Annotated in this window: 24 protein-coding genes; 14 read left to right on the top strand and 10 right to left on the bottom strand. The window is 73.7% G+C overall.

The features are described from left to right. Positions 1 to 69: 69 nt before the first annotated feature. Genes O7619_RS18435 through O7619_RS18455 form a run of 5 tightly spaced genes read right to left on the bottom strand, consistent with a single transcriptional unit; the run spans position 70 to position 7,315 of the window. A complete protein-coding gene (locus O7619_RS18435; protein WP_282282232.1) occupies positions 70 to 2,961 on the bottom strand; it encodes a DUF5682 family protein in 2,892 nt (963 codons plus the stop codon). Continuing rightward, the gene (locus O7619_RS18440; protein ID WP_282282233.1) at positions 2,958 to 4,070 is read right to left on the bottom strand and encodes an AAA family ATPase; all 1,113 of its coding nucleotides are present in this window, start codon (positions 4,068 to 4,070) and stop codon (positions 2,958 to 2,960) included. The genes O7619_RS18435 and O7619_RS18440 overlap by 4 nt, the downstream gene beginning before the upstream one ends. 13 nt (positions 4,071 to 4,083) lie before the next feature. Continuing rightward, positions 4,084 to 5,400 carry a VWA domain-containing protein gene (locus O7619_RS18445; protein WP_282282234.1) on the bottom strand — a complete coding sequence of 439 codons (1,317 nt, stop codon included), beginning with the start codon at positions 5,398 to 5,400 and terminating at the stop codon, positions 4,084 to 4,086. Further along, positions 5,397 to 6,845 carry a hypothetical protein gene (locus O7619_RS18450; RefSeq protein ID WP_282282235.1) on the bottom strand — a complete coding sequence of 483 codons (1,449 nt, stop codon included), beginning with the start codon at positions 6,843 to 6,845 and terminating at the stop codon, positions 5,397 to 5,399. The genes O7619_RS18445 and O7619_RS18450 overlap by 4 nt, the downstream gene beginning before the upstream one ends. Then, positions 6,845 to 7,315 (bottom strand): hypothetical protein, encoded by a 471-nt coding sequence (locus tag O7619_RS18455; protein WP_282288872.1) that lies wholly within the window; start codon positions 7,313 to 7,315, stop codon positions 6,845 to 6,847. Before O7619_RS18455 ends, O7619_RS18450 begins: the two co-directional genes overlap by 1 nt. Before the next feature lie 248 nt (positions 7,316 to 7,563). Between O7619_RS18455 and O7619_RS18460 the strand changes: the two genes are divergently transcribed. From O7619_RS18460 to O7619_RS18470, 3 genes are read left to right on the top strand one after another with little or no spacing between them, the layout of a single operon-like run. Continuing rightward, a complete protein-coding gene (locus O7619_RS18460; RefSeq protein ID WP_282282236.1) occupies positions 7,564 to 8,706 on the top strand; it encodes an acyl-CoA dehydrogenase family protein in 1,143 nt (380 codons plus the stop codon). Positions 8,707 to 8,715: 9 nt separating this feature from the next. Beyond that, positions 8,716 to 8,931, top strand: a complete 216-nt coding sequence (locus O7619_RS18465) for a DUF433 domain-containing protein (RefSeq protein ID WP_091574488.1) — start codon at positions 8,716 to 8,718, stop codon at positions 8,929 to 8,931. 59 nt (positions 8,932 to 8,990) lie between these two features. Beyond that, entirely contained in the window at positions 8,991 to 9,497 is a 507-nt protein-coding gene (locus O7619_RS18470; RefSeq protein ID WP_282282237.1) for an Lrp/AsnC family transcriptional regulator, read from the top strand. Here the strand turns inward: O7619_RS18470 and O7619_RS18475 are convergent. Next, positions 9,427 to 10,038 (bottom strand): histidine phosphatase family protein, encoded by a 612-nt coding sequence (locus tag O7619_RS18475; protein ID WP_282282238.1) that lies wholly within the window; start codon positions 10,036 to 10,038, stop codon positions 9,427 to 9,429. The two genes, O7619_RS18470 and O7619_RS18475, sit on opposite strands and share 71 nt — an antisense overlap. A gap of 159 nt (positions 10,039 to 10,197) precedes the next feature. Between O7619_RS18475 and O7619_RS18480 the strand changes: the two genes are divergently transcribed. Then, positions 10,198 to 10,392 carry a CsbD family protein gene (locus tag O7619_RS18480; RefSeq protein WP_282282239.1) on the top strand — a complete coding sequence of 65 codons (195 nt, stop codon included), beginning with the start codon at positions 10,198 to 10,200 and terminating at the stop codon, positions 10,390 to 10,392. A gap of 113 nt (positions 10,393 to 10,505) precedes the next feature. On the opposite strand, the gene O7619_RS18485 is transcribed toward O7619_RS18480, so the two are convergent. Continuing rightward, entirely contained in the window at positions 10,506 to 11,912 is a 1,407-nt protein-coding gene (locus O7619_RS18485) for a lysine 2,3-aminomutase (protein ID WP_282282240.1), read from the bottom strand. Positions 11,913 to 12,068: 156 nt separating this feature from the next. On the opposite strand from O7619_RS18485, the gene O7619_RS18490 reads away from it, so the two are divergent. The 9 genes from O7619_RS18490 (at position 12,069) to O7619_RS18530 (ending at position 22,342) form a co-directional block, all read left to right on the top strand. Next, a complete protein-coding gene (locus O7619_RS18490) occupies positions 12,069 to 13,118 on the top strand; it encodes a zinc-binding alcohol dehydrogenase (protein ID WP_282288873.1) in 1,050 nt (349 codons plus the stop codon). Between the two features lie 4 nt (positions 13,119 to 13,122). Beyond that, positions 13,123 to 14,694, top strand: a complete 1,572-nt coding sequence (locus O7619_RS18495; protein WP_282282241.1) for an amidohydrolase family protein — start codon at positions 13,123 to 13,125, stop codon at positions 14,692 to 14,694. After that, positions 14,691 to 16,247, top strand: coding sequence for a lysine 5,6-aminomutase subunit alpha (locus tag O7619_RS18500; RefSeq protein WP_282282242.1), 1,557 nt, complete (start codon positions 14,691 to 14,693; stop codon positions 16,245 to 16,247). The genes O7619_RS18495 and O7619_RS18500 overlap by 4 nt, the downstream gene beginning before the upstream one ends. Positions 16,248 to 16,300: 53 nt before the next feature. Beyond that, positions 16,301 to 17,053: an OAM dimerization domain-containing protein gene (locus O7619_RS18505; protein ID WP_282288874.1), complete on the top strand. Its 753-nt coding sequence runs from the start codon at positions 16,301 to 16,303 to the stop codon at positions 17,051 to 17,053. Further along, positions 17,050 to 17,442, top strand: coding sequence for a hotdog domain-containing protein (locus O7619_RS18510; RefSeq protein WP_282282243.1), 393 nt, complete (start codon positions 17,050 to 17,052; stop codon positions 17,440 to 17,442). Before O7619_RS18505 ends, O7619_RS18510 begins: the two co-directional genes overlap by 4 nt. 118 nt (positions 17,443 to 17,560) lie before the next feature. Then, positions 17,561 to 18,895 carry a glutamate mutase L gene (locus tag O7619_RS18515; RefSeq protein WP_282282244.1) on the top strand — a complete coding sequence of 445 codons (1,335 nt, stop codon included), beginning with the start codon at positions 17,561 to 17,563 and terminating at the stop codon, positions 18,893 to 18,895. A 482-nt stretch (positions 18,896 to 19,377) separates the two neighbouring features. Then, the gene (gene lnt / locus O7619_RS18520) at positions 19,378 to 20,976 is read left to right on the top strand and encodes an apolipoprotein N-acyltransferase (protein ID WP_282288875.1); all 1,599 of its coding nucleotides are present in this window, start codon (positions 19,378 to 19,380) and stop codon (positions 20,974 to 20,976) included. 22 nt (positions 20,977 to 20,998) lie between these two features. Next, positions 20,999 to 21,775, top strand: coding sequence for a polyprenol monophosphomannose synthase (locus O7619_RS18525; protein ID WP_282282245.1), 777 nt, complete (start codon positions 20,999 to 21,001; stop codon positions 21,773 to 21,775). A 51-nt stretch (positions 21,776 to 21,826) separates the two neighbouring features. Continuing rightward, on the top strand, positions 21,827 to 22,342 hold the full coding sequence (locus O7619_RS18530; RefSeq protein WP_282282246.1) for an FxsA family protein: 516 nt from the start codon (positions 21,827 to 21,829) through the stop codon (positions 22,340 to 22,342). 61 nt (positions 22,343 to 22,403) lie between these two features. On the opposite strand, the gene O7619_RS18535 is transcribed toward O7619_RS18530, so the two are convergent. Beyond that, a complete protein-coding gene (locus tag O7619_RS18535; RefSeq protein ID WP_007460094.1) occupies positions 22,404 to 22,745 on the bottom strand; it encodes an RNA polymerase-binding protein RbpA in 342 nt (113 codons plus the stop codon). A 199-nt stretch (positions 22,746 to 22,944) separates the two neighbouring features. On the opposite strand from O7619_RS18535, the gene O7619_RS18540 reads away from it, so the two are divergent. Continuing rightward, positions 22,945 to 24,426, top strand: coding sequence for a peptide MFS transporter (locus O7619_RS18540; RefSeq protein ID WP_282282248.1), 1,482 nt, complete (start codon positions 22,945 to 22,947; stop codon positions 24,424 to 24,426). 7 nt (positions 24,427 to 24,433) lie between these two features. Here O7619_RS18540 and O7619_RS18545 read toward each other — a convergent pair whose 3' ends face one another. Together O7619_RS18545 and O7619_RS18550 are read right to left on the bottom strand one after the other, a co-directional pair. Continuing rightward, positions 24,434 to 25,024 carry a pyridoxamine 5'-phosphate oxidase family protein gene (locus tag O7619_RS18545; protein WP_282282249.1) on the bottom strand — a complete coding sequence of 197 codons (591 nt, stop codon included), beginning with the start codon at positions 25,022 to 25,024 and terminating at the stop codon, positions 24,434 to 24,436. 264 nt (positions 25,025 to 25,288) lie between these two features. After that, positions 25,289 to 26,500 (bottom strand): hypothetical protein, encoded by a 1,212-nt coding sequence (locus tag O7619_RS18550; RefSeq protein ID WP_282282250.1) that lies wholly within the window; start codon positions 26,498 to 26,500, stop codon positions 25,289 to 25,291. Positions 26,501 to 26,507: the final 7 nt, after the last annotated feature.

The following is a 26,507-nucleotide window of genomic DNA, read 5'->3' on the forward strand; positions in this document are numbered from 1 at the left end:
GGGCGTCGTGCCCGACGCCCGCGAGGTCGGCGATGTCGAGATTCCCCGCTGCTCTCCGGTGGACGTCTGTCACCCCGCGCCGACTGCGACCCGGCCCGGCGTGGTTACCAGGTCCGCCACGGCGTGGGCGGTGGCCGGATGCGCGGTGAGCAGCGTCGCGGCGGCACCCGCCAGCGCGGCCCCGCCGACGCCGCCAGCCAGCGCGGCCTCGCCGGCGCTGCCGGACACCGGGGCCCCGCCGGTGGGGGAGCGCCACGGTGCGTCGCAGCCGAGTAGCGCGGCGATCGCGTCGACCGCGTCCGGGTGGGCGGCCAACAGGTCGTGCGCCGGCCCCGCCTGGACCGTCGGTGCCGGCGCGGCGGGCGCGGCGGGCGCGGCGGGGTCGGCGGCCCACGGCGGGGTCCAGCCGTCGAGCGCGGGCAGCGTGGCGGGGAAGGTGCGTTCCGCCTCGCGGACCAGCAGCGGCACCAACTCGGGACCGTGCTCGCGGAGCGTGGTGATCAGGGTGGGCAGCCAGGGCAGCAGCACCGGGTCGGGCAGCCCGGCGAAGGCGGCGGACATGGTCTCGACCACGAACGGCGCGAGCCCGGGCACCGGGTCGAGGGCGTGCACGAAGCCGGACAGGTACTGCGGGAACGCCGGCACCACGAGCGGATTGGCCAGCAACTCGGCGCAGCGCTCGCGCAGGCGCGCCAGGGGAAGCAGGCCGAGCTGGTGGCGGGCGGCCCAGAGCAGCGCCAGCTTGGCCGGCGCCTCCGGGTGGGCCTGGGCGACGGCCAGTTCGAGCTGGGACCGGTCGCAGCCCAGCGACAACGCGAGGCTCTCCATGCTGAACAGGAAGCCGAGCATCGCGCCGACCTGCCGTACGCCGGTGGCCTCGTCGACGAACGCGGTGGGCAGCAGGGTGCAGTAGTGGGCGTAGCCGGTGGTGACGAACGCCCGGCACCAGGCGGGCAGCGCCGGCGCGGTGGTGCGGTGGTGGGCGAGCAGCCGCCGGATGCGGCGCAGCACCTCCGGCGCGTCGTCGACGGTGCGTTCGGCGGCGAGCAGCTCCACCGCCCGCGTGCCGAGTTCGTCGACCAGGCGGGGGCTGCCGAGCAGGCGGATGGCGTCCTCGACGGCGGCGAGCGCGCGAGCGGCGGTGGCGTCCGGGCCGCGGACGGCCCGGCGGAGTCGTTGCTCCAGCACCTGCTCGACGGTGACGCCCTCGTAGCCCAGCTCGATGAGGGCGCGCTGGTTGCGGCCGAGGGCGAGGTCCCAGCTCTCCTGGGTGGAGCGGTGGCCGAGGCGGTGCTCACCCATGATCGGGCGGGCCGCGTCGGCGGGCAGCAGGTGCCGCAGCATCCAGAGCAGGTCGGAGCAGGGCGCCAGCGCCGGGTCCGCACGCAGGTCGAGCAGTGCCCGTTGCACGGTGCGGCGTTGCAGGTCGAGGCCGAGCGGCTGGAGCCGGTCGAGGACGTCGCGGGCCAGCGGCGGCAGGGAGTCGTATCCGACCTGGCCGATCCGGTCGCCGCCGAGCAGGATCTCGCAGAGCCGGCGGACGTCGCGCCGGCCGGGCACCACGTCCTTCTCGATGCAGGTGACCGCGGCGTCGGCGAAGTCGTACGGCGTGGGTCGGGCCCGGTTGCGCAGGTTGGCCAGCAGGATCGAGGTCTCGAACACGGCGATCGCGTCGGCGGTGCTGGCCAGGTAGCCGTTGCGGCGGGCGAGCCGGACGATGTCGACGCACCAGCCGCGCAGCTCCGCCTCGTCGAGGTCGTCGAGCGCGGGTGGCGCGGCGAGGAAGCCGGTGAGGCGGTCGGCGGCGGCCCCGGGCGCGGCGGGCGCGGTGCCCGCGCGGGTACGCCGGCCCTTCTTCGGCGTGGACTGCCCGGTCAGCCGGTAGGGGGTGAGCCTGCTGCGGCCGAGCGCGGTGGTCCAGTTGGCGGCGGCGATGGAGACGGTGCCGGGGGCGAGCCCGAACTGCGCCTCGATGGCCGAGTGGCTGGACGGGATGAGGCCGTAGCGCCAGCGGGTGCCGGTGCGGGGGCTGATCGGGAAGTCCGGCGCGGTGGAGTCGAGACCGAACTGCTCGACGTGGCTGACGGCGTGGTAGGCGCCGCACACGTAGAGGCAGTCGGTCGGGTCGGCGCCGGTGGCGGCGAGGTGTTCGCGCATCCGGGTCCACATGTGGCGTTCGCGGTCCTCGTCGCGGTCGTCGTGGGCGGCCCGGGTCGGGCGCAGCCGCCGGAACAGGCTGCCGATGAGCACCATGACCTGCCGGTAGGTGTCGTAGTCGGCGTCGGCGAGGGGGCGTTCGACGTACTGCTCCCACCATTCCGACCAGTGCCGGACCTTGCCGTGGTGCAGCAGGTGTGCCTCCAGCTCGGCGAATCGGGGGCGCAGGTCGCCGATCTCCACGCCGACCGCGTCGCCGTGCAGCGCGGCGTCCTCGTCGGATGTCGGAGTCGCGCCGGGGGCGTCGGGGCCGTCCGCGCGGGGGGTCCACTGGTAGACGTGGTCGGTGGAGCGGTCCACGAGCACCAGCTCCACCCCGGGGGTGTCCAGGGCGTACGCGATGGCCTGGTATTCCGCGGAGGCTTCGGTGATCGGGGCGATGACGCTCAGCGGGCTCCACTCGACGGGGAAGCCGTCGAGTTCGGTGGCGAACGCCTGGACGGCCACCGGCAGGCGGCAGTTGCGCAGCTCGTTGAGGAGGGGCCGCAGGTCCTCGCAGAGTTCGAGGTAGATGACCCGGGGTGGGCGGGCGCGCAGCCGGCGGGCCATGGCCAGCGCGGACGCGGGGGAGTGGTGGCAGACCGGGAAGATCTCCAGCCGTTCGCGCAGGGCCCGGTCGACGTCGTCGACCATCCCGGCGAGGATGTCGGCGAGCGCGTCGGGGGAGTCGGCGAACGCGGCGGCGGCGTCGGTGAGCTGGTCGCGCAGCGCGCCGAACAGGCCGGTCGGGGCGGGCGCGGTCACGACAGGGACGCGATCGCCTGGCGACCGCCGTCGAGGAAGCCGTCCCAGTCGCCGCCGTCGGCCTTGGCGCGGGGTTCGACGACGCCGTGCAGGTATTTGTTGAGGATGGCGAGGTCTTCCGGGCTGCGGCGGGCCAGCGAGCCGACGAGGGACCCGGCGAGGGTCTGGGCGCGCAGGGTGCGGTCGCCGAAGAACTGGCTGTGCAGGACGGCGTCCTCCAGCACGCCGATCTGCTCGGCGGTGGACAGCGCCGACTCGAGCTTCTCGTCGTCGCTTGTCGCGGCGGAGGCGGCGGCGCGCAGGTCGGCGAAGCTCTGCAGCAGGATGTCGAGCAGGGTCGGGGGGACCTCCAGCTCGATGCGGTGCCGGCGCAGCAGTTCCTCGGTGCGGAAGCGGACGATCTCCGCCTCGCTGCGCTTGTTGGTGACGACCGGGATGCGGACGAAGTTGAACCGGCGCTTGAGCGCGGAGGAGAGGTCGTTGACGCCCCGGTCGCGGCTGTTGGCGGTGGCGATGATCGAGAAGCCGGGTTGGGCGAAGACGATGTTGTCGTGGTCCAGCTCGGGGATGGAGACGTATTTCTCGGACAGGATCGAGATGAGCGCGTCCTGCACGTCGCTGGTGGAGCGGGTCAGCTCCTCGAAGCGGCCGATGACGCCCTGCTCCATCGCGTTCATGATCGGCGAGGGGATCATCGACTCGCGGGACTGGCCGCGGGCGATGACCATGGAGACGTTCCAGGAGTATTTGATGTGGTCCTCGGTGGTGCCGGCGGTGCCCTGCACGACCAGGGTGGAGTTGCCGCAGATCGCGGCGGAGAGCAGCTCGGCGAGCCAGCTCTTGCCGGTGCCGGGGTCACCGATGAGCAGCAGGCCCCGGTCGGAGGCGAGCGTGACGATGCTGCGTTCGACGAAGCTGCGGTCGCCGAACCACTTCTGCGGGATCTCCCGGTCGAGGCCGTCGGCGCGTTCGGAGCCGAGGATGAACAGCCGGACCATGCGCGGGCTGAGGCGCCAGGAGAACGGCTTCGGCCCGGTGTCGACCGATTCGAGCCAGGCCAGCTCGTCGGCGTACTTGACCTCGGCGGGGGCGCGGAGCATGTCGGACATCAGGGGTGCTCTCCTAGGTGAGGAAGTTCTTCAGCTCGGTGACGAGCTTGCGGATGTGGCCGGAGATGACGGGCGTGCCGAGGTCGGTGAAGCGTTGCCGGAACCAGGGGTTGACGCTCTGGTGGCCGGAGCTGTTGACGGAGCCGACGGGGATGAACTTCACCCCGGAGCGGTGCACCGCCTCGATGCCGTCGAACAGCGGTTGGGAGCGGTCGAACTCGTAGAAGTCGGAGATCCAGACCAGCACGGTGTTGCGTGGCTCGACGATCTTGGGACGGGCCAGGGCCATGGCGACCGGGCCGTCGTTGCCGCCGCCGAGGTTGGTGCGCAGCAGCACCTCGAACGGGTCGTGCACCCACGGGGTGAGGTCCAACGCCCGGGTGTCGTAGGCGATCAGGTGCACGTCGACCTTGGGCAGGCCGGCGAAGATGGACGCGAGGATGGTGCAGTTGACCATGGAGTCGACCATCGAGCCGGACTGGTCGACGACCACGATGAGCCGGGCCGGGGTGGTGCGGCGGGCGGTCTGCCGGTAATAGAGCCGGTCGACGTAGAGGCGTTCGTCCTCCGGGCTCCAGTTGGTCAGGTTCTGCCAGATGGTGCGGTCCAGGTCGAGGTTGCGGAAGACCCGCTTGGGCGGCACCGACCGGTCGACGGCGCCGACGGTGGCCTGTGCCACCTGGGTGCGCAGCACCTCGGCGACCTGGTCGACGTATCGGCGGATCAGCGACTTGGCGTTCGCCAGCGCCACCCCGGACAGGTTCGCCTTGTCGCGGAGGAGCTGCTCGATCAGGGACATGCTCGGGGTCAGCCGGGCGGCCAGCACCGGGTCGGCGAGGACCTCCCGCAGGCGCATCCGGCGGACCAGGTCGCCCTCCAGGCCGGCGAGCGTGGCGCCCAGGCCGGTGCCGTCGCGGCGCAGCTCGCCCGGCGCGACGCCGCACGCCTGCTCGAACCAGCCGGCGTCGGCCTGCCAGCGGGCGAGCTGCCCGGCGCTCACCTCGCCGGCGCCGGTGGCGAACACGTTGAGCAGCAGCTTGGCGGCGAGGGCGGCCCGGCGTACCTCGGTCTCGCCCGGCTGGAACGGCCCGGTGTCGCCCGGGGTGTCGCCGGCGGTGAGCAGGCCGCGCAGCTCGTCGGCGAGTGCCGGGAAGCGCTGGACGACGGTGTCCACCGAGACGGCCGGGTCGAGCAGCGCGGGCGGCAGGCCGAGGTCGTCGACCACGGCGACGCTCGCCGACTCCAGCGTGGGCTGCTCGTCGGGGTGGAACAGGCGGGCGAGCAGCCGCCAGTAGAGCACCTGGCGGCGGTTGGCGTGGTCGGCGGTCATCGGCGCAGCAACCTTCCGGCGCGTTCGCGCAGCACGGCCACGGCGTCGCCGGCCCTGGCCTCGGCCTTGGCGACCTTGGCGTCGGTGACGCCGCACGCCCAGTCGCCGTTGTGCGCCTCGACGGTCTGTTTCCTGACGGCGGCCCGGACCGCGAGGGGTTGCAGCAGCCAGCGGCCGTCGTCCCAGCGCAGCAGGCCGACGCAGGCGGTGGCGGCGGCGAGCAGCGCCGGGGTGAGCGGCCCGGCCGCGGGCAGCCGGTCGGTCGCCAGCGGGATCGTCCGGCCGCCGAGGTCGACGAGCAGGGCGCCGTCGCCGTCGCGGGTGACCCGGCCCTCGGCCAGGACCGGCTCGGCGATCGCGGCGGGGTGGCGTTGCAGCGGCGGGGTCGCGGCGGCGGTGGCGTCGGCGAGCAGCACCCGGGCCGTGGCGAACGGGTCGGCCGGGTCGCCGAGCGCGGCGCGTTCGTCGACCCAGCGCAGGTCGCCGCCGTGCGCGGGCATGTCGGTGACGGTCACGCTCCGTCGTTCGGCCAGGGCCTTGAGCAGCACCGGGTACGCCTCCAGCAGCCGCCAGCCGGCCGGGCCGACGATGGTGGCGACCTTCGCCGCGGCCACGGTGACCCGGACCAGCCGGACGGTGCCGCCGCCGGCCGGTTCGAGCAGCGCGTGCAACTGGGCCTGGAAGGCGGTGTCGTGTTCGTGCACGTCGACGCCGAGTGGCAGCAGGCGGCCGGAGACCGGCTCCGGCGGCGCGGTCTCGTCGGCGGCGCCGGCGGTGAGCAGCACGGCCCGGGCCCACAGGTCGGCCCAGCGGCGGGCGGGCACCCGCGCCGGGTCGGCCGCGACGCCGGTGCGCAGCTCGGCGGCGAGACCGTCGAGCAGCACCGCGAGGCGGCGCAGCGCCGGCACGCCGAGCGCGGCCTCCACCGGCGCGGCGACGCCGGAGAGCAGCTCGTGGTCGGCGCCCCGCCAACCGGCGAGTGCCAGCTCGTGCAGCCAGGCGCGAGCCCCGGCCCGGCCGGGGGAGTCGTCCGGCGCGGTGCCCGAGGGGGAGCCGGACGGCGTGGCGTCGAACGGGGAGCCGGTGGCGGACCCGGGTGGCGTGGTGGCCCACGGGGAGCGGGACCGGTGCAGCGCCTCGTCGAGCCGGTGCAGCAGCGCGTCGTGCGCGGCGCCGAGCAGCGCGGCGCGGGCGCCGGCGAGGACGGCCAGGTGCGCGTCGGTGAGCGCGCCGGTGGTCGCGGCGCGGACCGCCTCGGCGGCGCGTTCGGCCAGCGGGGTGCCGCCGACCGCGGCGGCCAGCGCGGCCCACGCGGCGGCGTCCGGCTCGCCGGGGCGGGCGAGGCCGCGGGTGAGCGTGTCGTCGACGCCGTCGACCACGGCGAGGGTTTCGGCCAGCCCGGGGGGCAGGCCGTCGTCGAGCTGGGTGAGGTGCGCGGCGAGCATCAGCGCACCCCCGCCGTGGCCGGGAACCAGTGCAGCTCGGGCACGGCCGCGCCGCTCGGTGGGACCTCCAGGTAGGCCAGGTGGCGCAGGAACCGGCTGAACACCACCGCCGCCGGGCCGGGTTCGTGCCGCGCGTCGGTGCGGGCCAGCAGCTCGGCGCCGCCGGAGACGCCGTCGCCGACGTCGACGCGCAGGTATCCGGCGACCTGCTCGACGCCGTACTGGAGCACGGCCTCGTCGGCGAGCGCATGCAGGTGCTTGCAGAGCATGCTGCCGCGCAGGCCGCCGCAGGGCCGGTTGTTGTTGGTGCTGCAGTTGACCGCGTGGCTGCCGGCGGTCACCGAGGAGACGTAGACCCGCTCCACGTCGGATCCGCTCGACACCACCCCGTGGAGCCGCCCGTCGGCCAGCTCCACGAAGGGCACCTTGGCGAGCTTGCGGGCCCGCGCGGGCGGCGCCACCCGCACCACGCTCCGTCGTCGCCACGAGGCGTCCGAGGGCTCCGTCATTGTCCCGACCTCCCCGCCGGCGGCCGGCGCCGGGCACGCCGGACCGCCGTCGCCGGCCCGTGATCCGTGCCGCTGTGACGACAAGGATCATGGACCACGGGTACGACAGGAGCGCGCCCGCGCCACGTCGGCCAAACGACCGTTAAGCTTCAGGGGTCCACACCACGGACGCCGCAACGGCTCACTTACCCCACGGAGCTCAACCCGCCATGGACGTCGACCGGATCCTGCCCACCGACGAGGCCCACGACCTGCTGGACCTCGCCACCGAGCTCGCCGACCGGGAGTTGGCCGGACGGGCCGCCGACTTCGAGCAGCGCGGCGAGTTCCCCCGCGACGTGCTGCGTACCCTGGGCCGGGCCGGCCTGCTCGGGCTGCCGTACGCCGAGGAGCACGGCGGCGCCGCCCAGCCGTACGAGGTCTACCTCCAGGTGTTGGAGATCCTCGCCAGCCGCTGGCTGGCCGTGGCCGAGGCGGTGAGCGTGCACACGCTGTCCTGCCACCCGCTGGCCACGTTCGGCACCGACGAGCAGCGCAAGCGGCTGCCCGACCTGATCGGCGGGGAGTTGCTCGGGGCATACTGCCTCTCCGAGCCGCAGGGCGGGTCGGACGCGGCGTCGCTCACCACCCGGGCGGTCCGCGACGGCGACGACTACGTGGTGACCGGCACCAAGGCGTGGATCACCCACGCCCGGGTCGCCGACTTCTACGACATCTTCTGCCGCACCGGCGGGCCCGGCGCGAAGGGCATCTCCTGCCTGCTGGCCGACCGGGACACGCCCGGCATCCACCCGCAGGCCGCCGAGCGCACCATGGGCCTGCACGCCTCGCCGGTGGCCCAGATCGCCTTCGACGACGCCCGGGTGCCGGCCGAGCGGCTGATCGGCGGCGAGGGCGCCGGTTTCGCCATCGCGATGTCCGCGCTGGACTCCGGGCGTCTCGGCATCGCCGCCTGCGCGGTGGGGCTGGCGCAGGCGGCGCTCGACTACGCGGTCGGCTACGCCCGGGAGCGCCGGCAGTTCGGTCGCGCGATCATCGACTTCCAGGGGCTGGGGTTCAACCTCGCCGACCACGCCACGGGCATCTCCGCCGCCCGCGCGCTCATGCTCGCCGCCGCGCGGCTGCGTGACGCCGGCCGGCCGTACTCGATCGAGGCGGCGAAGGCGAAGCTGTTCGCCACCGACCTGGCCATGCGGGTGACCACCGACGCGGTGCAGGTGCTCGGCGGCGCCGGCTACGTCGCCGACCATCCGGTCGAGCGGTACATGCGCGAGGCGAAGGTGCTCCAGATCGTCGAGGGCACCAACCAGATCCAGCGCCTGGTGATCTCCCGTGCCCTGGCCACGGGTTAACCTGTCGCGGTGACCTTCCCCCGGATCACCGTCGACCCCGACGTCATGGGTGGCGCGCCGTGCGTGCGGCAGTCGCGCGTCCCGGTGGCCACGCTGCTGGCCATGATGGCCGAGGGCATGTCCGTCACGGACATCCTCACCGACCTGCCGTTCCTCGACGAGGAGGACATGGCGGAGGTGTTGAACTACGCCGCGGACGCGGTCCGCGACCGCACGGCGCGCTGAGCGTCACCGCGGCGGGGCGGGGACGGCGTGGGAGCGCTGTCTCGGGTAGGTTTCAGCGCGTGGAGGAGATCGACCGCGCGATCGTGGCGGCGTTGACCGGGGACGGCCGCCTGTCGTATACGGACCTGGCCGAGCGGGTGGGCCTGTCCGTGTCCGCCGTGCACCAGCGGGTCCGCCGGCTGGAGCAGCGCGGCGTGCTCAAGGGGTACGCCGCGCGGGTGTCGTTCGAGGCGCTCGACCTGCCGTTGACGGCGTTCGTGGCGATCCGGCCGTTCGACCCGTCGCAGCCCGACGACGCGCCGGAACGGCTGGCGCACCTGCCCGAGATCGACTCCTGTTACTCGGTCGCGGGGGAGGATTTCTATCTCCTGCTCGTGCGCGTGGCCGGCCCGGCCGACCTGGAACGGCTGTTGCAGGAGATCCGCACCTCCGCGAACGTCACCACCCGCACCACTGTGGTGCTCTCCACCCCCTATGAGCACCGGCCGCCGCGGATCAGTGCCGAGCTGCCTGGTCGGGCCCGCTCCCGGTCGGCGTCGGAGCCGGCAGGTTCCACCGCCGGATGACCCGCCGGCCGTGTTCGTGACCGAGCACGCTGAGCGTGGCGGTGTCCAGCCGCAGCAGCCCACCGGCCGCCGGTGGCAGCCCGATCCAGCGTGCCCCGAGCACCCGCAGGCTGTGCCCGTGCCCGACGAGCGCGACGCTGCCGCGTTCCAGCACCGGGGCGACCCGGGCGAGGACCCGGTCGAGGCGGGCGCCGACCTGGTCCGGTGACTCGCCGCCGGGGCCGCCGTCGGTCCAGATCGTCCAGCCCGGTCGTTCCTCGGTGATGGCGGCGGTGGTGCGGCCCTCGTACTCGCCGTAGTTCCACTCGGCCAGGTCGGGGTCGGTGGCGTCGACGGTGAGGCCGGCCAGGAGCGCGGTGCGGGTGGCGCGCTGCCGGGGGCTGGACAGCACCCGCACGAAGCGCCGGCCGGCGAGCAGGGGGGCGAGGGCGCGGGCCTGTCGTTCGCCGTCGGGGGTCAGCTCCAGGTCGGTGTACGAGGTGTGCCGGTGACTGGCGCTCCAGGTGGTCTCACCGTGCCGGACCAGCAGGATCTCATTCACCGCCCCAGTCAAGCACGCGCCGGGCGGGGCCGCTGGGCGCCAACCTTCAACCTATTATCCTAGGATGCTCTAGAAGGTGTGCGCACGCCCACCGCGTTTGTCTGCGCCCACATCGGGGACGCGACAAGAGCAACGGGCAGCCCAGACGAGGAGGGCGACATGAGCTTCACCGACAAGGCGAAGAACAAGGCCCAGGAGATGACCGGCATGGCGAAGGAGCGCATCGGCGACGCCACCGACAACGAGCGGTTGCGGGCCGAGGGTGCCAGCGAGCAGAGCACGGCGCGCGCCAAGCAGGCCGGGGAGAACGTCAAGCAGGCCGGTCACGACGTCAAGGACGCGTTCGAGAAGTGACCGTGCGATCGGTGGGCCACCGGATCAGCGGTGGCCCACCGACGTGTTCCCGGGTGCGGACGGCGTCGCCCCCGCGGCCGGTCCGGCGGCGGGGGCGACGGGTGGTGTGGTGGTCAGTCGTCGCGGTGGGTGTGCCACCAGGACTGGCCGGCCTCGGGGAGGGTGTCGATCGGGTCGTAGTAGGCGTAGCGCTTGTTGAGCGCTTCGAGGTCGGCGGACTCGATCGAGGTGCGGTAGTTCTTGGTCCAGTAGGAGATGCCGCGCTCGCGGTCGTAGTCGGTGAGCATGTGCACCCAGCGCTTGCCGACGAACGGGACGTCGCAGACGATGCGCGGGGTGGCGTAGCCGGGCAGGTAGCCCATGATGTCGTGCTGGAGCTGCTGGGCGTGCCAGACCGGGACCCGCCAGTGCTCGGCGTTGGGGATCATGTCGCACATGTAGAAGTAGTACGGCAGGATGCCCGCCTCGCCCTGGAGCGCGAAGCAGAGGTCGAGCAGGTCGGCGTTTGTGGCGTTGACGCCGCGCATCAGCACGCCCTGGTTGCGGACGTCGCGCACGCCGACGTCGAGGGCGGTCTGGGTGGCCTTGGCGACCAGCGGGGTCAGCGACTGGGCGTGGTTGACGTGGGTGTGGATGGCGAGGTTGACGCCGCGGCGGGCGGCGGTGCGGGCGACCCGTTCGAGGCCCTCGACGACGTCGGGCTGGAGCCAGTGCTGGGGCAGGCCCATGAGGGCCTTGGTGGCGAGCCGGATGTCGCGGATGGTTTCGATCTCGAGCAGGCGCATGAGGTAGGACTCGAGGTTGCGCCAGGGCACGTTGGCGACGTCGCCGCCGGAGACGACCACGTCGCGGACGCCGGGGTGGGCCTTGAGGTAGGTGATGTGGGCGTCGTACCTGTCGACCGGTTTGAGGGTGAGCTTGAGCTTGTCGACGGCGGGGGTGGAGTTGCCGACGAGGTCCATGCGGGTGCAGTGGCCGCAGTACTGGGGGCAGGTGGAGAGCAGTTCGGCGAGGACCTTGGTGGGGTAGCGGTGGGTGAGTCCCTCGGCGACCCACATGTCGTGTTCGTGGAGGCTGTCGCGGCTGGCGTAGGGGTGCGAGGGCCAGTCGGTGCGCCGGTCGGAGGCGACCGGGATCATGTAGCGGCGGATCGGGTCGGCGAGGAGCGCCTCGGTGGTCATGGGCGCGAACGGCACCATGGTGTTGATCATTTGTGGTGGCACCAGCATGGACATGGTGGCCAGGGCCTTCTGGTCGGCTTCGAGGTCGGCGTAGAAGCTCTCGTCGACGAGGTCACCGAGCACGGTGCGCAGTTGCTTGATGTTCTTGACGCAGTTGACCCGCTGCCACTGGGCGTTCTCCCACTGTTCGCGGGTGACGTGGCGCCAGCCGGGGAAGCGGGTCCAGTCGGGTTCGACCAGGGGGGTGCGCCGGTATTCGTAGGGCTGTCCGGCGGTGGGGACGGCGACCGGCGTGGAGCGGGGCGTCGGGATGGTCTCCACCGGTTGGGTCTGTGTCACGGCCCCTCCTCGTCAGTGGTGCGGTTTGATCAACCTTGCGAAGGCTACTGGAAAATCTGCGGTCTAGAAATTAGTCTGCCGTAAGTTTTCCCGCGACGCGAACCCTGGCCGGGGTTTCGGGCGGCTGGACAGAGGGGGGTCGGCGTGACGTCACCGGTGGGTCTGCACCGAGTCGTGGAACCTGCGGGGGTGCTGCCGCAGGCGGCCTGGCGCCTGGACGCCGACCCGCGGATCGCAGCGAACGAGGTGCGGATCCGGGTGCAGCGGCTGAACCTGGACGCGGCGAGTTTCCGGCAGTTGGCGGAGAAGCACGGCGGGGACGGGGAGAAGGTCCGCGCCGAGGTGCTGGAGATCATCTCGACCCGGGGGAAGATGCAGAACCCGGTGACCGGTTCGGGCGGCATGCTGATCGGCGTCGTGGAGGAGGCGGGTCGCCGCTCCCCGCTGGGCCTGCGGCCGGGGGACCGGGTGGCGACGCTCGTGTCGTTGACGTTGACGCCGTTGACGATCCTCGACGGGCTGGCCCGGTGGGACGGGCACAGCGAGCAGGTGCCGTGCGACGGCTACGCGATCCTGTTCGCGCGGTCGATCGCCGCGGTGTTGCCGGCCGACCTGCATCCGGAGTTGTCCCTGGCGGTGCTGGACGTGTGCGGGGCGCCGGCGTTGACGGCGCGGGTGGTGGCCGAGCAGGTGGCCCGGCGGGACCGGGAGGGTGATCCGCGTCCGGTCGCGGTGGCGGTGATCGGTGGGGCCGGCAAGAGCGGGTCGCTGTCGCTCGCGGCGGCGCGGCGGGCCGGCGCGGGTCGTACGGTCGGGGTGGTGCCGGTGGCGGCGGAGCGGGAGGCGTTGGAGCGGGCCGGGTTGGCCGACGCGGTGGCCCTGGCCGACGCGCGGGATCCGGTGGGGTTGTCGACGGCGGTGACCACGGCGCTGGGTGTGCCGGCGGACGTGACGGTGGTGTGCGTGGACGTGCCGGGGTGTGAGCACGGCGCGGTGCTGGCCACGGCGGACGGCGGCACTGTGGTCTTCTTCTCGATGGCGACGAGTTTCGCGGCGGCGGCGTTGGGCGCGGAGGGCCTGGCGGCGGACGTGACGATGCTGGTGGGTAACGGGTTCGTGCCGGGGCACGCGGAGTTGGCGTTGGAACTGTTGCGCTCCGAGCCGGGGGTGCGTGGTCTGTTCGAGGCGCGGCTGGCGGCAGACTGAGGCCATGACGAACCCCTCGACGCTGTACCGCGGTGGAGTGCTGCACTGTCCGGCCGAGCCGAGCGCGACGGCGCTGCTGGTGCGGGACGGGCGGATCGCCTGGTTGGGTGCGGACGGGGACGCGCCGCCGGCCGACCGGGTGGTGGAGTTGGCCGGGGCGTTGGTGACGCCGGCGTTCGTGGACGCGCACGTGCACGCCACGGACACGGGGCTGGCGTTGTCGGGGCTGGATCTGTCGGCGGTGCGGTCGGCCGGTGAGTTGTTGGCGGCGGTGTCGGCGTTCGCGGGCGGGTTGCCGGCCGACGCGGTGGTGCTGGGGCACGGGTGGGACGAGTCGTCGTGGGCGGAGCCGGTGGTGCCGGACGCGGCGGCGGTGGACCGGGCGGCGGGGGGCCGCAGGGTGTATCTGTCGCAGGCGTCGATCCATTCGGCGTTGGTGTCGTCGGCGTTGCTGGGCGCGTGTCCGGAGGCGGCGGGGGCGGCCGGCTTCGACTCGTCGGGGTGGTTGCGGCGGGACGCGCACCATGTGGTGCGGGCGGCGGCGTTCGGGTCGGTGACGCGGGCGCAGCGGGTGGCGGCGCAGCGTCGGGCTCTGGCGCATGCGGCGTCGTTGGGGATCGCGGCGGTGCACGAGTGCGGTGGTCCGGACATTTCCGACGAGGAGGACTTCACCGGGCTGTTGGCGGTGTCGGGGGACGGCGTGCCGGAGGTGTACGGGTACTGGGGTGAGCTGCTGGGTGCGGCGCGGGCCCGGGACCTGGGTGCGGTGGGCGCCGGTGGGGACCTGTTCGCGGACGGGGCGTTGGGGTCGCGGACGGCGCACGTGTCGGCGGCGTACCTGGACGGGGAGCCGGGGGCGTGTGGGCACGGGTACGTGTCGGCGGAGCAGGTGCGTGATCATTTGCTCGATTGTGCGGCGCACGGGATGCAGGGCGGTTTCCACGCGATCGGGGACGCGGCGATCGGCACGGTGCTGGCGGGGTTCGCGCAGGCGGCGGCGACGCTGGGGACGGAGCGGTTGCGGGCGGCGCGGCACCGGGTGGAGCACGCGGAGATCATGAGCAAGCGGTTGATCGCCGGGTTCGTGGAGTACGGGATCGTGGCGTCGATGCAGCCGGCGTTCGACCGCCTGTGGGGTGGTTCGGGGCGGATGTACGAGTCGCGGTTGGGCCTGTCCCGGTCGTTGGAGTCGAATCCGATGGGTGCGATGCACGGGGTGGGGGTGGCGTTGGCGTTCGGGTCGGATTCGCCGGTGACGCCGCTGGATCCGTGGGGGTCGGTGCGGGCGGCGGCGGCGCATCACAACCCGTCGCAGCGGATGAGTGTGCGGGCGGCGTTCGCGGCGCACACGCGTGGCGGGTGGCGGGCGGTGCATCTGGACAACGAGGGTGTGCTGGCGTTGGGGGCGCCGGCGACGTTCGCGGTGTGGGACGCCCCGGCCGGGGTGGAGCGGGGTCTGCCGGTGGTGTTGGCGGAGGACCCGGAGTTGCGGGGGCCGTCGGATCCGACTCCGTTGCCGGTGTGCCGGGCCACGGTGTTGCGCGGTGACGTGATCTATCAGGAAGGCAGTTCGTGAGCAAGCTGGGGTTGGATCCGGCGCTTGTGGGGCGGGCGCGGGAGTTGGCGCGCCGGGCCGGGCAGCCGGTGGTGGATCTGGCGCGGAGCCACACCACGGTGTCGGTGGAGCGGGCGGTGTTGCGGTTGGCGGGGGTGTCCGGGGCGGATCCGGACGGCATTCCGTGGGTGAACCGCCTCGTGGACGCGGTGGTGGCGGACGTGGGGCTGGGGCACGGGGTGGCGCTGCCGGTGTTCGACGCGCTCGCCCGGGAGGGTGGCACGGATGTGACGTTGCTGGCGCAGAAGGCGGCGGCCGGGTCGGTGCGTTTCGACCAGCCGTCGGGGAAGGCGGCGACGGCGGCGCGGCGGGCGGCGCGGCGGGCGGTGGCGGCGGGGATCCGGCAGATCGACCGGCGGCGCGCGGAGCGGGACCGTCTGGTGAAGCGGTTCGGGGATCCGGAGCAGCGGCCGTGGATTTATCTGATCGTGGCGACCGGGGACATCTACGAGGACATTCCGCAGGCGCAGGCGGCGGCCCGGGCGGGCGCGGACGTGATCGCGGTGATCCGGTCGACGGGGCAGTCGTTGTTGGACTACGTGCCGGAGGGGGCGACCCGGGAGGGGTTCGCCGGGACGTACGCCACGCAGGAGAACTTCCGGTTGATGCGGGCGGCGTTGGACTCCTCGTCGAAGGAGTTGGGCCGGTACGTGCGGCTGACGAACTATGCGTCGGGTCTGTGCATGCCGGAGATGGCGACGCTGGCCGGTTTGGAACGGCTGGACATGATGCTCAACGATTCGATGTACGGGATCCTGTTCCGGGACATCAACCCGATCCGGACGTTCGTGGACCAGCGGTTCTCCCGGCAGGTGCACGCGCGGGCGGGGATCATCATCAACACCGGTGAGGACAACTATCTGACCACCGCGGACGCGGTGGACGAGGCGCACACGGTGACGGTGTCGCAGTTGTTGAATGAGTTCTTCGCGCACGAGGCGGGGTTGCCGGACCGGTTGTTGGGGTTGGGGCACGCGTTCGAGATCAACCCGGATGTGCCGGAGTCGTTGCGGTTGGAGTTGGCGCACGCGTTGCTGGCGCGGGAGTTGTTCCCGGACGCGCCGTTGAAGTGGATGCCGCCGACGAAGCACATGACCGGTGACGTGTTCCGGGGGAATCTGCTCGACGGGTTCTTCAACCTGGTGGGCGCCATGACCGGGCAGGGGATTCTGCTGGTGGGGATGATGACGGAGGCGGTGGTGACGCCGTGGTTGTCGGACCGGGACATCGCGTTGCAGAACGTGCGGTACGTGTTGGGCGCGGCGGGTGGGTTGCGGGAGGATTTCGTGCCGGCGCCGGGTGGGTTCATCCAGCAGCGGGCGCATCGGGTGCTCGGTGAGGCGGTGGAGCTGTTGGAGCGCATCGGTGAGCAGTCGTTGTTGACGGCGATCGCCGAGGGCACGTTCGGGATCATGAAGCGGCCCGCGGACCGGGGCAAGGGCATCGACGGTGTCGCGCGGCACGAGGACGGTTACTACAACCCGGCCACGGAGATCCTGGAGCAGCCGGCATGAGCGAACGCACCGAGCGCAGCGAGGGCCGTGAGGGCATGCCCAGCCGGCACGGCATGACGGGGAAGACGATCGTGCGGCCGTACGGGGACACCACCGGCGACGGGATGGTGCAGGTGTCGTTCACGTTGCCGGTGCCGCACGACAAGCGGGCCGAGGGCGCGGCCGTGCAGTTGGCCAACAAGATGGGCATGGACCCGGCGATGCTCGTGCACGCCAAGCCGATCGGCGACGGGTTCACGTTCTTCGTGGTGTACGGGCGGGTCAACCACCTGGTGGATCTGGACCAGGTGCAGGTGGTGGAGCGGGACTTCCCGTTGCTGTCGGCCAAGGAGGTCAACGCGGTGGTGAAGCGGAGGTTGCGCCGCAAGCTGTCGGTGGTGGGCGCGTGTATCGGCACGGACGCGCACACGGTGGGCATCGACGCGATCCTCAACGTGAAGGGCATCGCGGGGGAGAAGGGCTTGGAATACTACCGGGAGTTGAAGGTCACCAATCTGGGCGCGCAGGTGAGCGTGCCGGAGTTGGTGGAGGCGGCACGGCGGGAGCGCGCGGATGCGGTGTTGGTGTCGCAGGTGGTGACGCAACGCGACGCGCATCTGCACAACACGCGGGAGATGTCGGCGGCGTTCCGGGAGGCGATGCCGGCGGGCCGGCGACCGTTGTTGATCGTGGGTGGGCCGCGGTTCGACGAGACGATGACCGGCGAGTTGGGCGTGGACCGGATCTTCGGTCGCGGCACCACTCCGGGTGAGGTGGCCAGCTTCCTCGTCCACGCGCTGGTCACCTCGAAGGCGGGCGTCGCATGAGTGATCCGCGGGTCGGGTTGACCGTCGTGCACCGCCGCTATGTGCCGTACTCCCACGCCCACTACGCGGGGAACCTGGTCGACGGGGCGTACGCGGTGGGGTTGTTCGGGGATGTGGCGACGGAGGTGTGCATCCGCGCCGACGGCGACGAGGGTTTGTTCGCCTCGTACTCCGAGGTGCAGTTCCGCGCGCCGATGAGGGCCGGTGACGTGCTGGAGGTGGTGGCGACGGTGACGCGGGTGGGCACCCGCAGCCGCACGATCGACTTCGAGGCGCGGGTGGTGTGCCGGGGCCGCCCGGATCGGGGTGAGTCGGCCGCCGAGGTGCTCGACGAGCCGATCGTGGCGGTGACGGCGACCGGCACGGTGGTCGTGCCGCCGGCCCCGTGAGCGCGAGGAGCGAGCCGGTCCTGCGAGCCCCGCAGTCGCGAACGACAGACAGCCCCGTGAGCGCGAGGAGCGAGCCGGTCCTGCGAGCCCCGCAGTCGCGAACGACAGACAGGTCGGCGTGAACACCGCGGTCTGCGCCGACGTCGGGTCGACGTACACGAAGGCGGCGGTGGTCGACCTCGACGGCGGTCGGCTGGTCGGCGCGGCGTCCGCGCCGACCACTGTCGGTTCGGATGTGCTGCACGGTCTGGACGCCGCGGTCGGTGCGGCCCGCGCGGCGGCCGGGGTCGGTGACGTGCCGTGGTACGTGTGTTCGTCGGCCGGTGGTGGCCTGCGCCTGGCCGTGGTCGGTTACGAGCCTCTGGTCACGGCGCAGGCGGGCCGGCGGGTGGGCCTGTCGGCGGGGGCGGACGTGGTGCACGTGGCCGCCGGCCGGTTGGGTGCGGCGGAGTTGACGGCGTTGCGGGCGGCCCGCCCGGACGTGGTGCTGCTGGTGGGTGGCACCGACGGCGGTGACGCCGACGCGCTCTCCCACAACGCGACCCGGCTGGCGCGGGCCCGGTGGCGGGTGCCGGTGGTCCTCGCGGGCAACGTCGACGTCCGCGACGGGTTGTACGCGGTGTTGGCCGGCGCGGGTGTGCCGGTGACGGCGGCGGACAACGTGCTGCCCCGGATCGGGGTGCTGGCGCCGGGGTCGGCGCGGGCGGCGATCCGGGAGGTGTTCCTGCGGCACGTGATCGGCGGGAAGAAACTGTCCCGTGGTGTCCGGTTCGCGCGGTTGGTCCGGGCGGCCACCCCGGACGCGGTGCTGACCGGTGTGGAGGTCCTCGCCGACACCGTCGGCGGTGACCTGGCTGTGGTGGACGTCGGCGGCGCCACCACGGATGTGTATTCGGTGTTGACGCCCGACGAGCGGGAGAGCGGCCCGGGCCGGGAGGTCACCGGCTCGTTGTGGCGGGCCCGCACCGTCGAGGGGGACCTGGGCATGCGGTGGTCCGCGCCGGGTGTGGTGCGGGCCGCCGCGGAGGAACGGCTGCTCGCCGCCGGGGAGCGGGACGTGCTGGCGGTGGCGGCGGCGGCGCGGGCCGCCGATCCGGGGTTCCTGCCCGGCGGGGACGCCGAGCGGGCCGTCGACGGGCGGATCGCGGCGCTGGCGGCGACGGTGGCGTTGCGTCGGCACGCGCGCGGCGCGGCGACCGGGGAGCGGGCCGGGCGGGACCTGCGGGAGGTGCGGCTGCTCGTCGGCTCCGGTGGGGTGTTGCGGCACGCCGACCCGGCGTCGGCGGCGGGGGTGCTCGACGCGGTGCTCACCGACCACGCGGGCGGGTGGCCGTTGCCGCGGGCCGCCCGGCCGGTCGTCGACGTCGACTACGTGCTGGCGGCGGCCGGGTTGCTCGCCGGGGAGCATCCGGTCGCGGCGGCGGCGGTGCTGCGGCACCACCTGGGCGGTTGACCGGACGGTCCACCCATCGAGACGCGCCGACGCGACACGCCGTGGTGCACCACACGACAGGCCGGGGTGGGTTGACAGCGGCGGGGGTGCACGCCGTACCGTCTTTGAGTCCTACCACGGGAAGCGGCTGTTGTTCGCTTCGTCCTCTCGTCCGCTGGCCGAGCGACCGGAAGGTTGCGGCGGCCAGGTCCAGCGGGCGGGGGTCGGCGGGGCGGCGCGAACCGGTCGCGGTTACCGGTGTACGGGCAGGGTGGGAGGAACGGCCAGTAGACAACGGCCAGGCGGGGGCAGCCAGTCCACGTCGGGTCGGTCCGAAGGTCGGCGCCGATCATCTTCGCCCCACCGGCCGGGGAGGGCCTGGGAGCGTCGGGGCGCGGCTTACGCCGCGCCCCGATTTCCGTTTCCGGGCCGCCCGTGGGCCGGTCGGCGGCCGGGGCGGGTAGCCTTCGGCCCGTGATCGTGGTGAGGTGCCGGTGACGACGCTGGACCGGGAACAGTCGCGTGCCACCGGCGGGGCACGCCCGGGCGTCGGGGCGCGTCGGGCGTTGCCGCTGACGGTGGCCGTGCCGGCCGCGGTGCTGGCCGGGGTGGCGTTGCTGGTGGCGTTCCCCCCGTACGGGGTGTGGCCGCTCGCGCCGGTCGGGGTGGCGTTGCTGGCCGCCGCGGCGCACCGGCGGCGGGTGCGTGCCGGCGCCGGGCTGGGCTTCCTGACCGGGGTGACGCTGTTCGCGCCGCTGTTGGAGTGGACCAACCTGCACACCGGTTGGCTGCCGTGGGTGCTGCTGTCGCTGTCGCAGGCCGGGTTCCTGGCGCTGCTCGGCGCCGCGACCGCCTGGGTGTCGCCGCTGGCCGACCGGCGGGCGGCGGTGTGGCCGCTGCTGACCGGTGTGCTGTGGGTCGGGCAGGAGGCGTTGCGTGACCGCGTCCCGTTCGGTGGGTTCCCGTGGGGTCGGTTGGCGTTCAGCCAGGACACGTCGCCGTTGCTGCGGCTGGCGGCGCTCGGCGGCGCCCCGCTCGTGACGTTCGCCGTCGCGCTGGCCGGGGGGATCCTGCTCGCCGTCGCGTGGCGTGACTGGTCCCGCCCGGCCGGGCAGTGGCGGCCGGTCGCCGCGCTCGCCGCCGCCCTGGTCGCGTTGCTCGCCGCCGGACCGGCCGTCCCGGCGGGGGTACGCGGCGCCGGCGACACCGTCACCGTGGCCATCGTGCAGGGCAACGTGCCCCGCCTCGGTTTGGACTTCAACGCGCAGCGGCAGCAGGTGTTGAACAACCACGTCGACGCCACCCTGGCCCTGGCGCAGCGGGTCGGTCGGGGTGAGCAGGCCCGCCCCGACGTGGTGGTGTGGCCGGAGAACTCCAGCGACATCGACCCGCTGCGCAACCCGGCCGCCGGCTACCGGATCTCCCAGGCCGCCGACGCGATCGGCGCGCCGATCCTGGTCGGCGCGGTGCTGCTCGGCCCCGGCCAGGGGCAGGTCCGCAACGCCGGCCTGTTGTGGCGGCCCGGCAGCGGCGCCGACCTGACCCAGTTGTACACCAAGCGGCATCCGGTGCCGTTCGCCGAGTACGTGCCGCTGCGGTCCATCGCCCGGAAGGTCAGCGCCGAGGTGGACCGGGTCCGCTCCGACTTCGTTCCCGGTGACCGTCCCGGGGTGCTCGACGCCGGGCCGGCGACCCTCGGTGACGTGATCTGTTTCGAGGTGGCCTACGACGGCATCGTCCGGGACACCGTCACCGGCGGCGCGCAACTGCTCGTGGTGCAGACCAACAACGCCACCTTCGACGTGGCCGAGGCCCGCCAGCAGTTGGCCATGGTGCGGTTGCGGGCGGTGGAGCACGGACGTGCCGCGTTGATGTCCTCCACGGTCGGGGTGTCCGGGTTCGTTTCCCCCGACGGGCGGGTAGACGGTGCCACCGGGTTCAACACCGCCGAGGTGGTGGTGCGGCAGATGCGACTCGGGGACGGGCGTACCCCGGCCACCGTGGCGGGGGTGTGGCCGGAGGTGGCGCTCGCGGCTCTGGCGGTCGCGGCCCTGGCCGGCGCGGCGTTGCTGCGCCGCCGCCGGGAGGTCACCGGCGGCTGAGCCGACGAGAGGCGGTGCGACGGTGGGCGTGGCAGCCGGCCATCCCGGGGTGGGGCGGGTCCTCGTGGTCATCCCCACCTACAACGAGGCGGACAACGTGCGCCGGATCGTCGCCCGGGTCCGCGCGGCGGCGCCGGCGGTGGACGTGCTCGTCGCCGACGACGGCAGCCCCGACGGCACCGGCGGTATCGCCGACGCGGTGTCCCGCGTCGACCCGCAGGTGCACGTGCTGCACCGGCGCAGCAAGGACGGCCTCGGCGCGGCGTATCTGGCCGGGTTCGCCTGGGCGCGGGAGCGTGGCTACGACGCGGTGGTGGAGATGGACGCCGACGGCTCGCACGCCCCGGAGGACCTGCCGGCGCTGCTGCACGCCGCCCGCGACGCCGATGTGGTGATCGGCTCCCGGTGGACGCCCGGCGCGCGGGTGTTGAACTGGCCGTGGCGGCGGCTGCTGCTGTCGCGGGTGGGCAACCTGTACGCGCGGGTGGCGCTGGGCATGCCGGTCAGCGACGCCACCGGCGGTTACCGGGTGTACCGGTCGACGGCGTTGGACGCCATCGACCTGGACTCGGTGCGGTCCCAGGGGTACGCGTTCCAGGTGGAGCTGTCCCGGCTGGCGCACCGCGCCGGGGTGCGCATCGTGGAGGTGCCGATCACGTTCGCCGAACGGGAACACGGCGACAGCAAGATGAGCCCGTTGATCGTGGCGGAGGCGTTGTGGCGGGTCACCCGGTGGGGGGTGCGGGACCGGCGGGCGGCGGTGCGGGGACGCCCGCGGGCGTTGGCGCGGTGGCCGTGAGCGCGGGCGTGTCATGCTGGAGGGGCGTGACGACACACCGGATGGGGTGAGATGCGCCGAGGACTGCGATTCATACCACTGGCCCTGCTGCTGTTGACGCTGCTGGAGCTGGCCGTTTTCGTGCTTGTCGGTCGGGCCGTCGGGTTCGGTGCGGCGCTGCTGCTGGTGTTCGCGGCGTCGCTGCTGGGGCTGGTGCTGCTGCGCCGCGAGGGCATGCGGGCGTGGCGGCGGTTCCGGGTCGCCGCGCAGGCCGGGCAGCCGCCCGGGCCGCAGGTCACCGACGGCCTGGTGGGGTTGGCCGGTGCGCTGCTGCTGGCGCTGCCGGGGCTGGTCAGCGGCGTGGTGGGGCTGCTGCTGATGGTGCCGCCGGTGCGCCGGCTCACCGCCGTGGGGGTGCGCCGGTCCACCGAGCGGCGGGTGTCGTCGATGGTCGCCGGTGACCTGTTCGGCCCGCGTCGGGTGCGGGTCTACCCGGGCGCCCCGCAACCGACGCCGACGCCTCAGCAGCCGCCAGCCGCCCAGCCGCAGCCGGGTACCGCGATCGAGGGTGAGATCGTCGACCGCTGACCGGACGTGACGAAACGCCCCCGGGGTGATCCCCGGGGGCGTTTCGACGGTTTCGGGTTGTTCAGGCGCGTCCGCGGCGGGTGCGGACCTCCTGCAGCCGCTCGGCGAGGATGTCCTCCAGCTCGGCGATCGAACGCCGCTCCAGCAGCATGTCCCAGTGCGTGCGCGGCGGCTTGGCCTTCTTCTGCTCCGGCTCGTTGCCGTCGACCAGCCGGGCGACGCTGCCGTCGAACTTGCACTCCCAGGTCGTGGGGACCTCGGCGTCGACGGCGAACGGCACCTCGAACTGGTGGCCCTTGGCGCACAGGTACTCGCGGGTCTGCCGCGGCGCGAGCTCCGTGTTCCGGTCGGATTCGTAGCTGACCGCGCCCAGCCGGCTACCGCGCAGCATGCGCTCGCCCATGATCGACTTCCCCTCGTCCGTGGTGCTGGTCCTCAGGTGTAACGGCCGGTCACCGCCCACCCATTCCCCACCCACGCCGGATGAGGCCGTCCGCGAGTCGGGAACCTCAAGGGTAACCGGCCGCGACAGCCCCTCGGATCGGTGGAGTGTTTCGCCCGTTACCGGGGAATGTTACCGACCACGCGCGCCGGAGGTGACGATGAGCAGTGACGCGCCGGTCGGGGCCCGACCACCCGCCGGGAAGACCTTCTTCGGCCACCCCCGGGCGCTGTCCACCCTCTTCCTCACCGAGATGTGGGAGCGGTTCAGCTTCTACGGCATGCGGGCCATCCTGGTGCTGTACCTGACCGCGGCGGTGGCCGACGGCGGCCTCGACATCGGCGAGTCGACCGCCAACGCCGTGTACGGCACCTACAACGCCATGGTCTACCTGATGGCGCTGCCCGGCGGCTGGGTCGCCGACCGGCTGCTCGGGGCGCGGCGCAGCGTGCTGGCCGGCGGCGTGGTCATCGCCGCCGGCCACTACGTGATGGCGATCCCCACCGGCTGGAGCGTGTTCGCCGGCATGGCGCTCATCGTCGTCGGCACCGGCCTGCTCAAACCCAACATCTCCACCATGGTCGGCGACCTGTACGAGCGGGACTCGGCGCGCCGCGACGCCGGGTTCTCCATCTTCTACATGGGCATCAACCTGGGCGCGTTCATCGCCCCGCTGGTCACCGGCTTCCTCGGCGAGAAGATCAACTGGCATCTGGGGTTCGGGGCGGCAGCGGTCGGCATGACGTTCGGCGTGATCCAGTACGTGGCGGGCCGGCGCAACCTGGGTGACGCGGGCGCCCACCCGGCCGACCCGCTGCTCGGCGCCGACCGGCGGCGGGCGCTGACCCGCGCCGGCGTGGCCGCCGCCGTGCTGCTGGTCGCCCTGCTGGTGCTGCTGCTGGCCGGCTGGTTCACCGTCGACACGGTGGTCAACCTGCTGACCGTGCTGACCGTGCTGGTGACCCTCGGCTACTTCACGCGCATCCTCACCGACCGGGAGATCAGCGACACCGAACGCAGCCGGATGAAGGCGTACGTGTGGCTGTTCCTCTTCGCCGCCGCGTTCTGGCTGATCTACGACCAGGCCGGTTCGGTGCTGAACATCTTCGCCGCCGACCGCACCGACCGGACCGTCGGCGGGTTCACGTTCCCCGCGTCGTGGCTCCAGTCGGTCAACCCGATCCTGATCATCATCGGCGCGCCGCTGGCCGCGGGGCTGTGGCTCACGCTCGGCCACCGGGTGTCCACACCGACGAAGTTCGCCGTCGGCCTGGTGCTCAACGGCCTGTCGTTCGTGCTGATGGCCGCCGCCGCGCGGGCCGCCGTCGGCGGTGACCTGGTGTCACCGTGGTGGCTCGTCGCGGTGTACGCGCTTCAGGTCGCCGGCGAGCTGTCGCTGAGCCCGGTCGGCCTGTCCGCCACCACGAAGCTGGCCCCGGTCAAGTACGCCAGCCAGATGCTGGGCCTGTGGTTCCTCGCCACCGCCGTCGGCGACGCGGTCGGCGGGCAGGTGGCCCGGCTGGCGCAGAGTTGGTCGCAGTCGACCTATTTCCTCACCTTCGGGCTGGCCTCGGTGGTGCTGGGCTTGGCCGCGGTGATGTTCACCCGCCAGATCCGGGGCCTGATGGCCGGCATCCACTGACCACCGCTCACCGCGCCGGGGTGGGCGGCAACGGCAGCGGCAGGCCGGGCAGCCCGTCGATGCTCGTCGCCACGTGCTCCTTACCGGCGAAGTACGCCGACAGCGACGTGTCGTCCTCCCGGGCGAACCGGCGGCCGTGCAGATCCCGGTCGGTGTCGTACCTCATCAGCGGCACCGCGTAGCCGCACGTGTCGCGGATCAGCTCGGCGCGCACCACGATCACCGCCCGCAGGCCGTGCGGGCCCGGGTCGATGTCGGGGAAGTGCCGCAACAGCTCGGGCCAGCGCGGGTCGTCGCGGAACACCGGCTCACCGCGCCCGTGCACCCGCACGACCGTCGGCGGGCCGGCGAACGCGCACCACATCAGCGTGACCCGGCCGTTCTCCCGCAGGTGGGCGATGGTCTCGGCGTTGCCGCCGGCGAAGTCGAGGTAGGCCACGGTGCGGTCGTCGAGCACCGCCAGGGCGCCGCGCAGCCCCTTCGGGGACAGGTTGACCGTGCCGTCGCCGGCCAGCGGGGCGGTGGCGACGAAGAACACCGGCTGCGCCTCGATGAACTCCCGCAGCCGGCCGTCGATGCGCTCGTACGTCTTTCCCATGCCCCCATCCTCGCGCGGCGTGCCCGCGCCGCGCTGCCCCGTCCCGGTCCGTGGCCGTGCTCCACGGATCGTGGTACGGGACGGCCTCCCAGAGGCCGCGATCTCCGCCTGTCCCGCATGAGGGCGTTTGTTCCAGGGGGTGGGAAGGAGCGCTTGGTCGACTCCAGGTCGCCGAAGTGGCGAGGTCGGGCGTGCCGGCATACCGCCACCTCGGCGAGCTGGCGTCGATCAAGGCCCGGGATGCCGGCGGCGCCGGCGGTCCGGTCAGCCGGCCCGCGAGCCGAGCGCGGCCAGCGCCCCGGCCAGGTCGCTGACCTGGTCGGCGAGCTGCCCCATGCGCCGTTCGGCGGCGTCCCGGTCGGCCTCGGCCGCGACCAGCCGGGACGCCGACTCCTCCGCTCGGACCTGCGCGGCGGCCACCGCCCGGCGTGCCTCGACCAGCTCGGCGGCGAGCGCCGCCACCTCCGCCCGGGCCGCGTCCGCCGCCGCCACCTCCGCCCGGGCCGCGTCCGCCGCCGCGACCGCGTCGGCGCGGGCGACGCCGGCGCGGTCCCGCTCGGCGCGGGCGGCGTCGGCGGCGGCGACCGCGTCGGCGCGGGCGGCCTCGGCCCGGTCCCGCTCGGCGCGGGCCGCCCGCGCGGCGGTCGCCTCGGCGTCGGCCCGCTCGGTCGCCGCCTGCGCCGACCGGCGGTCCTCGACCGCCTGCGTCCGGGCGGCCTGCGCGTCGGCGCGCGCCGCGTCAGCCTCGGCGCGCAGGCCCTGCGCCCGGTCCAGGGCCTCCGCGGCCGACCGGGTGGCGCGTTCGGCGTCGGCGCGGGCGGTGTCCCGTTCGGCGGTCAGCTCGGCGACCCGCTGCCGCTCGCCGTCGCGTTCGGCCCGCACCGTCCGCAGCTCGGCGCGCGCGGCGTCCCGGTCGCGTTCGGCCTGCACCCGCAGCGCCTGCGCGGCACCGGCCTCGGCGCGGGCGGCGTCGCGGGCGGTCTCGGCGGCGGCGGCCCGCTCGACGGCCGCGTCGGCCGCCGCCCGCGCCTGCTCGGCGTGGCCCCGGGCGGCGTCGCGGTCGGCGTACGCGGCGCGGGTCTCCTGCCGGTCCCGGGCCGCCGCGGCGGCGGCGTCCTCGGCGTCGCGGCGGGCCTCGTCGCGTTCGGCGTGCGCGGCGGCGACCTGCGCGGAGGTCTCCGCGCGCACCTCGGCGAGCTGCCGCTCCACCCCGGCCGGGGACAGCTCGGCGTGCAGCGCCTCGGTGAGCGTCTCCACCACCTGGTCGAGCCGGTCCACCGCCTCCCAGGTGCGGGCCACCTGCCCGGGCAGGCCGGGGGAGTTACGGTGCCGCATCCGCGAGTTGCGGGCGGCCCGCTGGCAGGCGCCGTCGTTGTCCCGGCAGTAGCGGAAGGGCCGGCCGGCGCCGACGCGCTGCGGCACCTCACGACCGCAGTGGGCGCAGGGGCGGGTCTCGGCGGTCAGGTCGGCGTCCATCGGGGGC

Origin of the sequence: Micromonospora sp. WMMD998 (assembly GCF_029581235.1) — a bacterium.
GTDB lineage: Bacteria > Actinomycetota > Actinomycetes > Mycobacteriales > Micromonosporaceae > Micromonospora.

Coding starts and splice junctions, on each gene's coding strand:
- O7619_RS18440 (WP_282282233.1), bottom strand. CDS start 4,070: ATGTCCGACATGCTCCGCGCCCCCGCCGAGGTCAAGTACGCCGACGAG.
- O7619_RS18445 (WP_282282234.1), bottom strand. CDS start 5,400: ATGACCGCCGACCACGCCAACCGCCGCCAGGTGCTCTACTGGCGGCTG.
- O7619_RS18450 (WP_282282235.1), bottom strand. CDS start 6,845: ATGCTCGCCGCGCACCTCACCCAGCTCGACGACGGCCTGCCCCCCGGG.
- O7619_RS18460 (WP_282282236.1), top strand. CDS start 7,564: ATGGACGTCGACCGGATCCTGCCCACCGACGAGGCCCACGACCTGCTG.
- O7619_RS18480 (WP_282282239.1), top strand. CDS start 10,198: ATGAGCTTCACCGACAAGGCGAAGAACAAGGCCCAGGAGATGACCGGC.
- O7619_RS18495 (WP_282282241.1), top strand. CDS start 13,123: ATGACGAACCCCTCGACGCTGTACCGCGGTGGAGTGCTGCACTGTCCG.
- O7619_RS18505 (WP_282288874.1), top strand. CDS start 16,301: ATGACGGGGAAGACGATCGTGCGGCCGTACGGGGACACCACCGGCGAC.
- O7619_RS18510 (WP_282282243.1), top strand. CDS start 17,050: ATGAGTGATCCGCGGGTCGGGTTGACCGTCGTGCACCGCCGCTATGTG.
- O7619_RS18530 (WP_282282246.1), top strand. CDS start 21,827: ATGCGCCGAGGACTGCGATTCATACCACTGGCCCTGCTGCTGTTGACG.
- O7619_RS18535 (WP_007460094.1), bottom strand. CDS start 22,745: ATGGGCGAGCGCATGCTGCGCGGTAGCCGGCTGGGCGCGGTCAGCTAC.
- O7619_RS18540 (WP_282282248.1), top strand. CDS start 22,945: ATGAGCAGTGACGCGCCGGTCGGGGCCCGACCACCCGCCGGGAAGACC.
- O7619_RS18545 (WP_282282249.1), bottom strand. CDS start 25,024: ATGGGAAAGACGTACGAGCGCATCGACGGCCGGCTGCGGGAGTTCATC.
- O7619_RS18550 (WP_282282250.1), bottom strand. CDS start 26,500: ATGGACGCCGACCTGACCGCCGAGACCCGCCCCTGCGCCCACTGCGGT.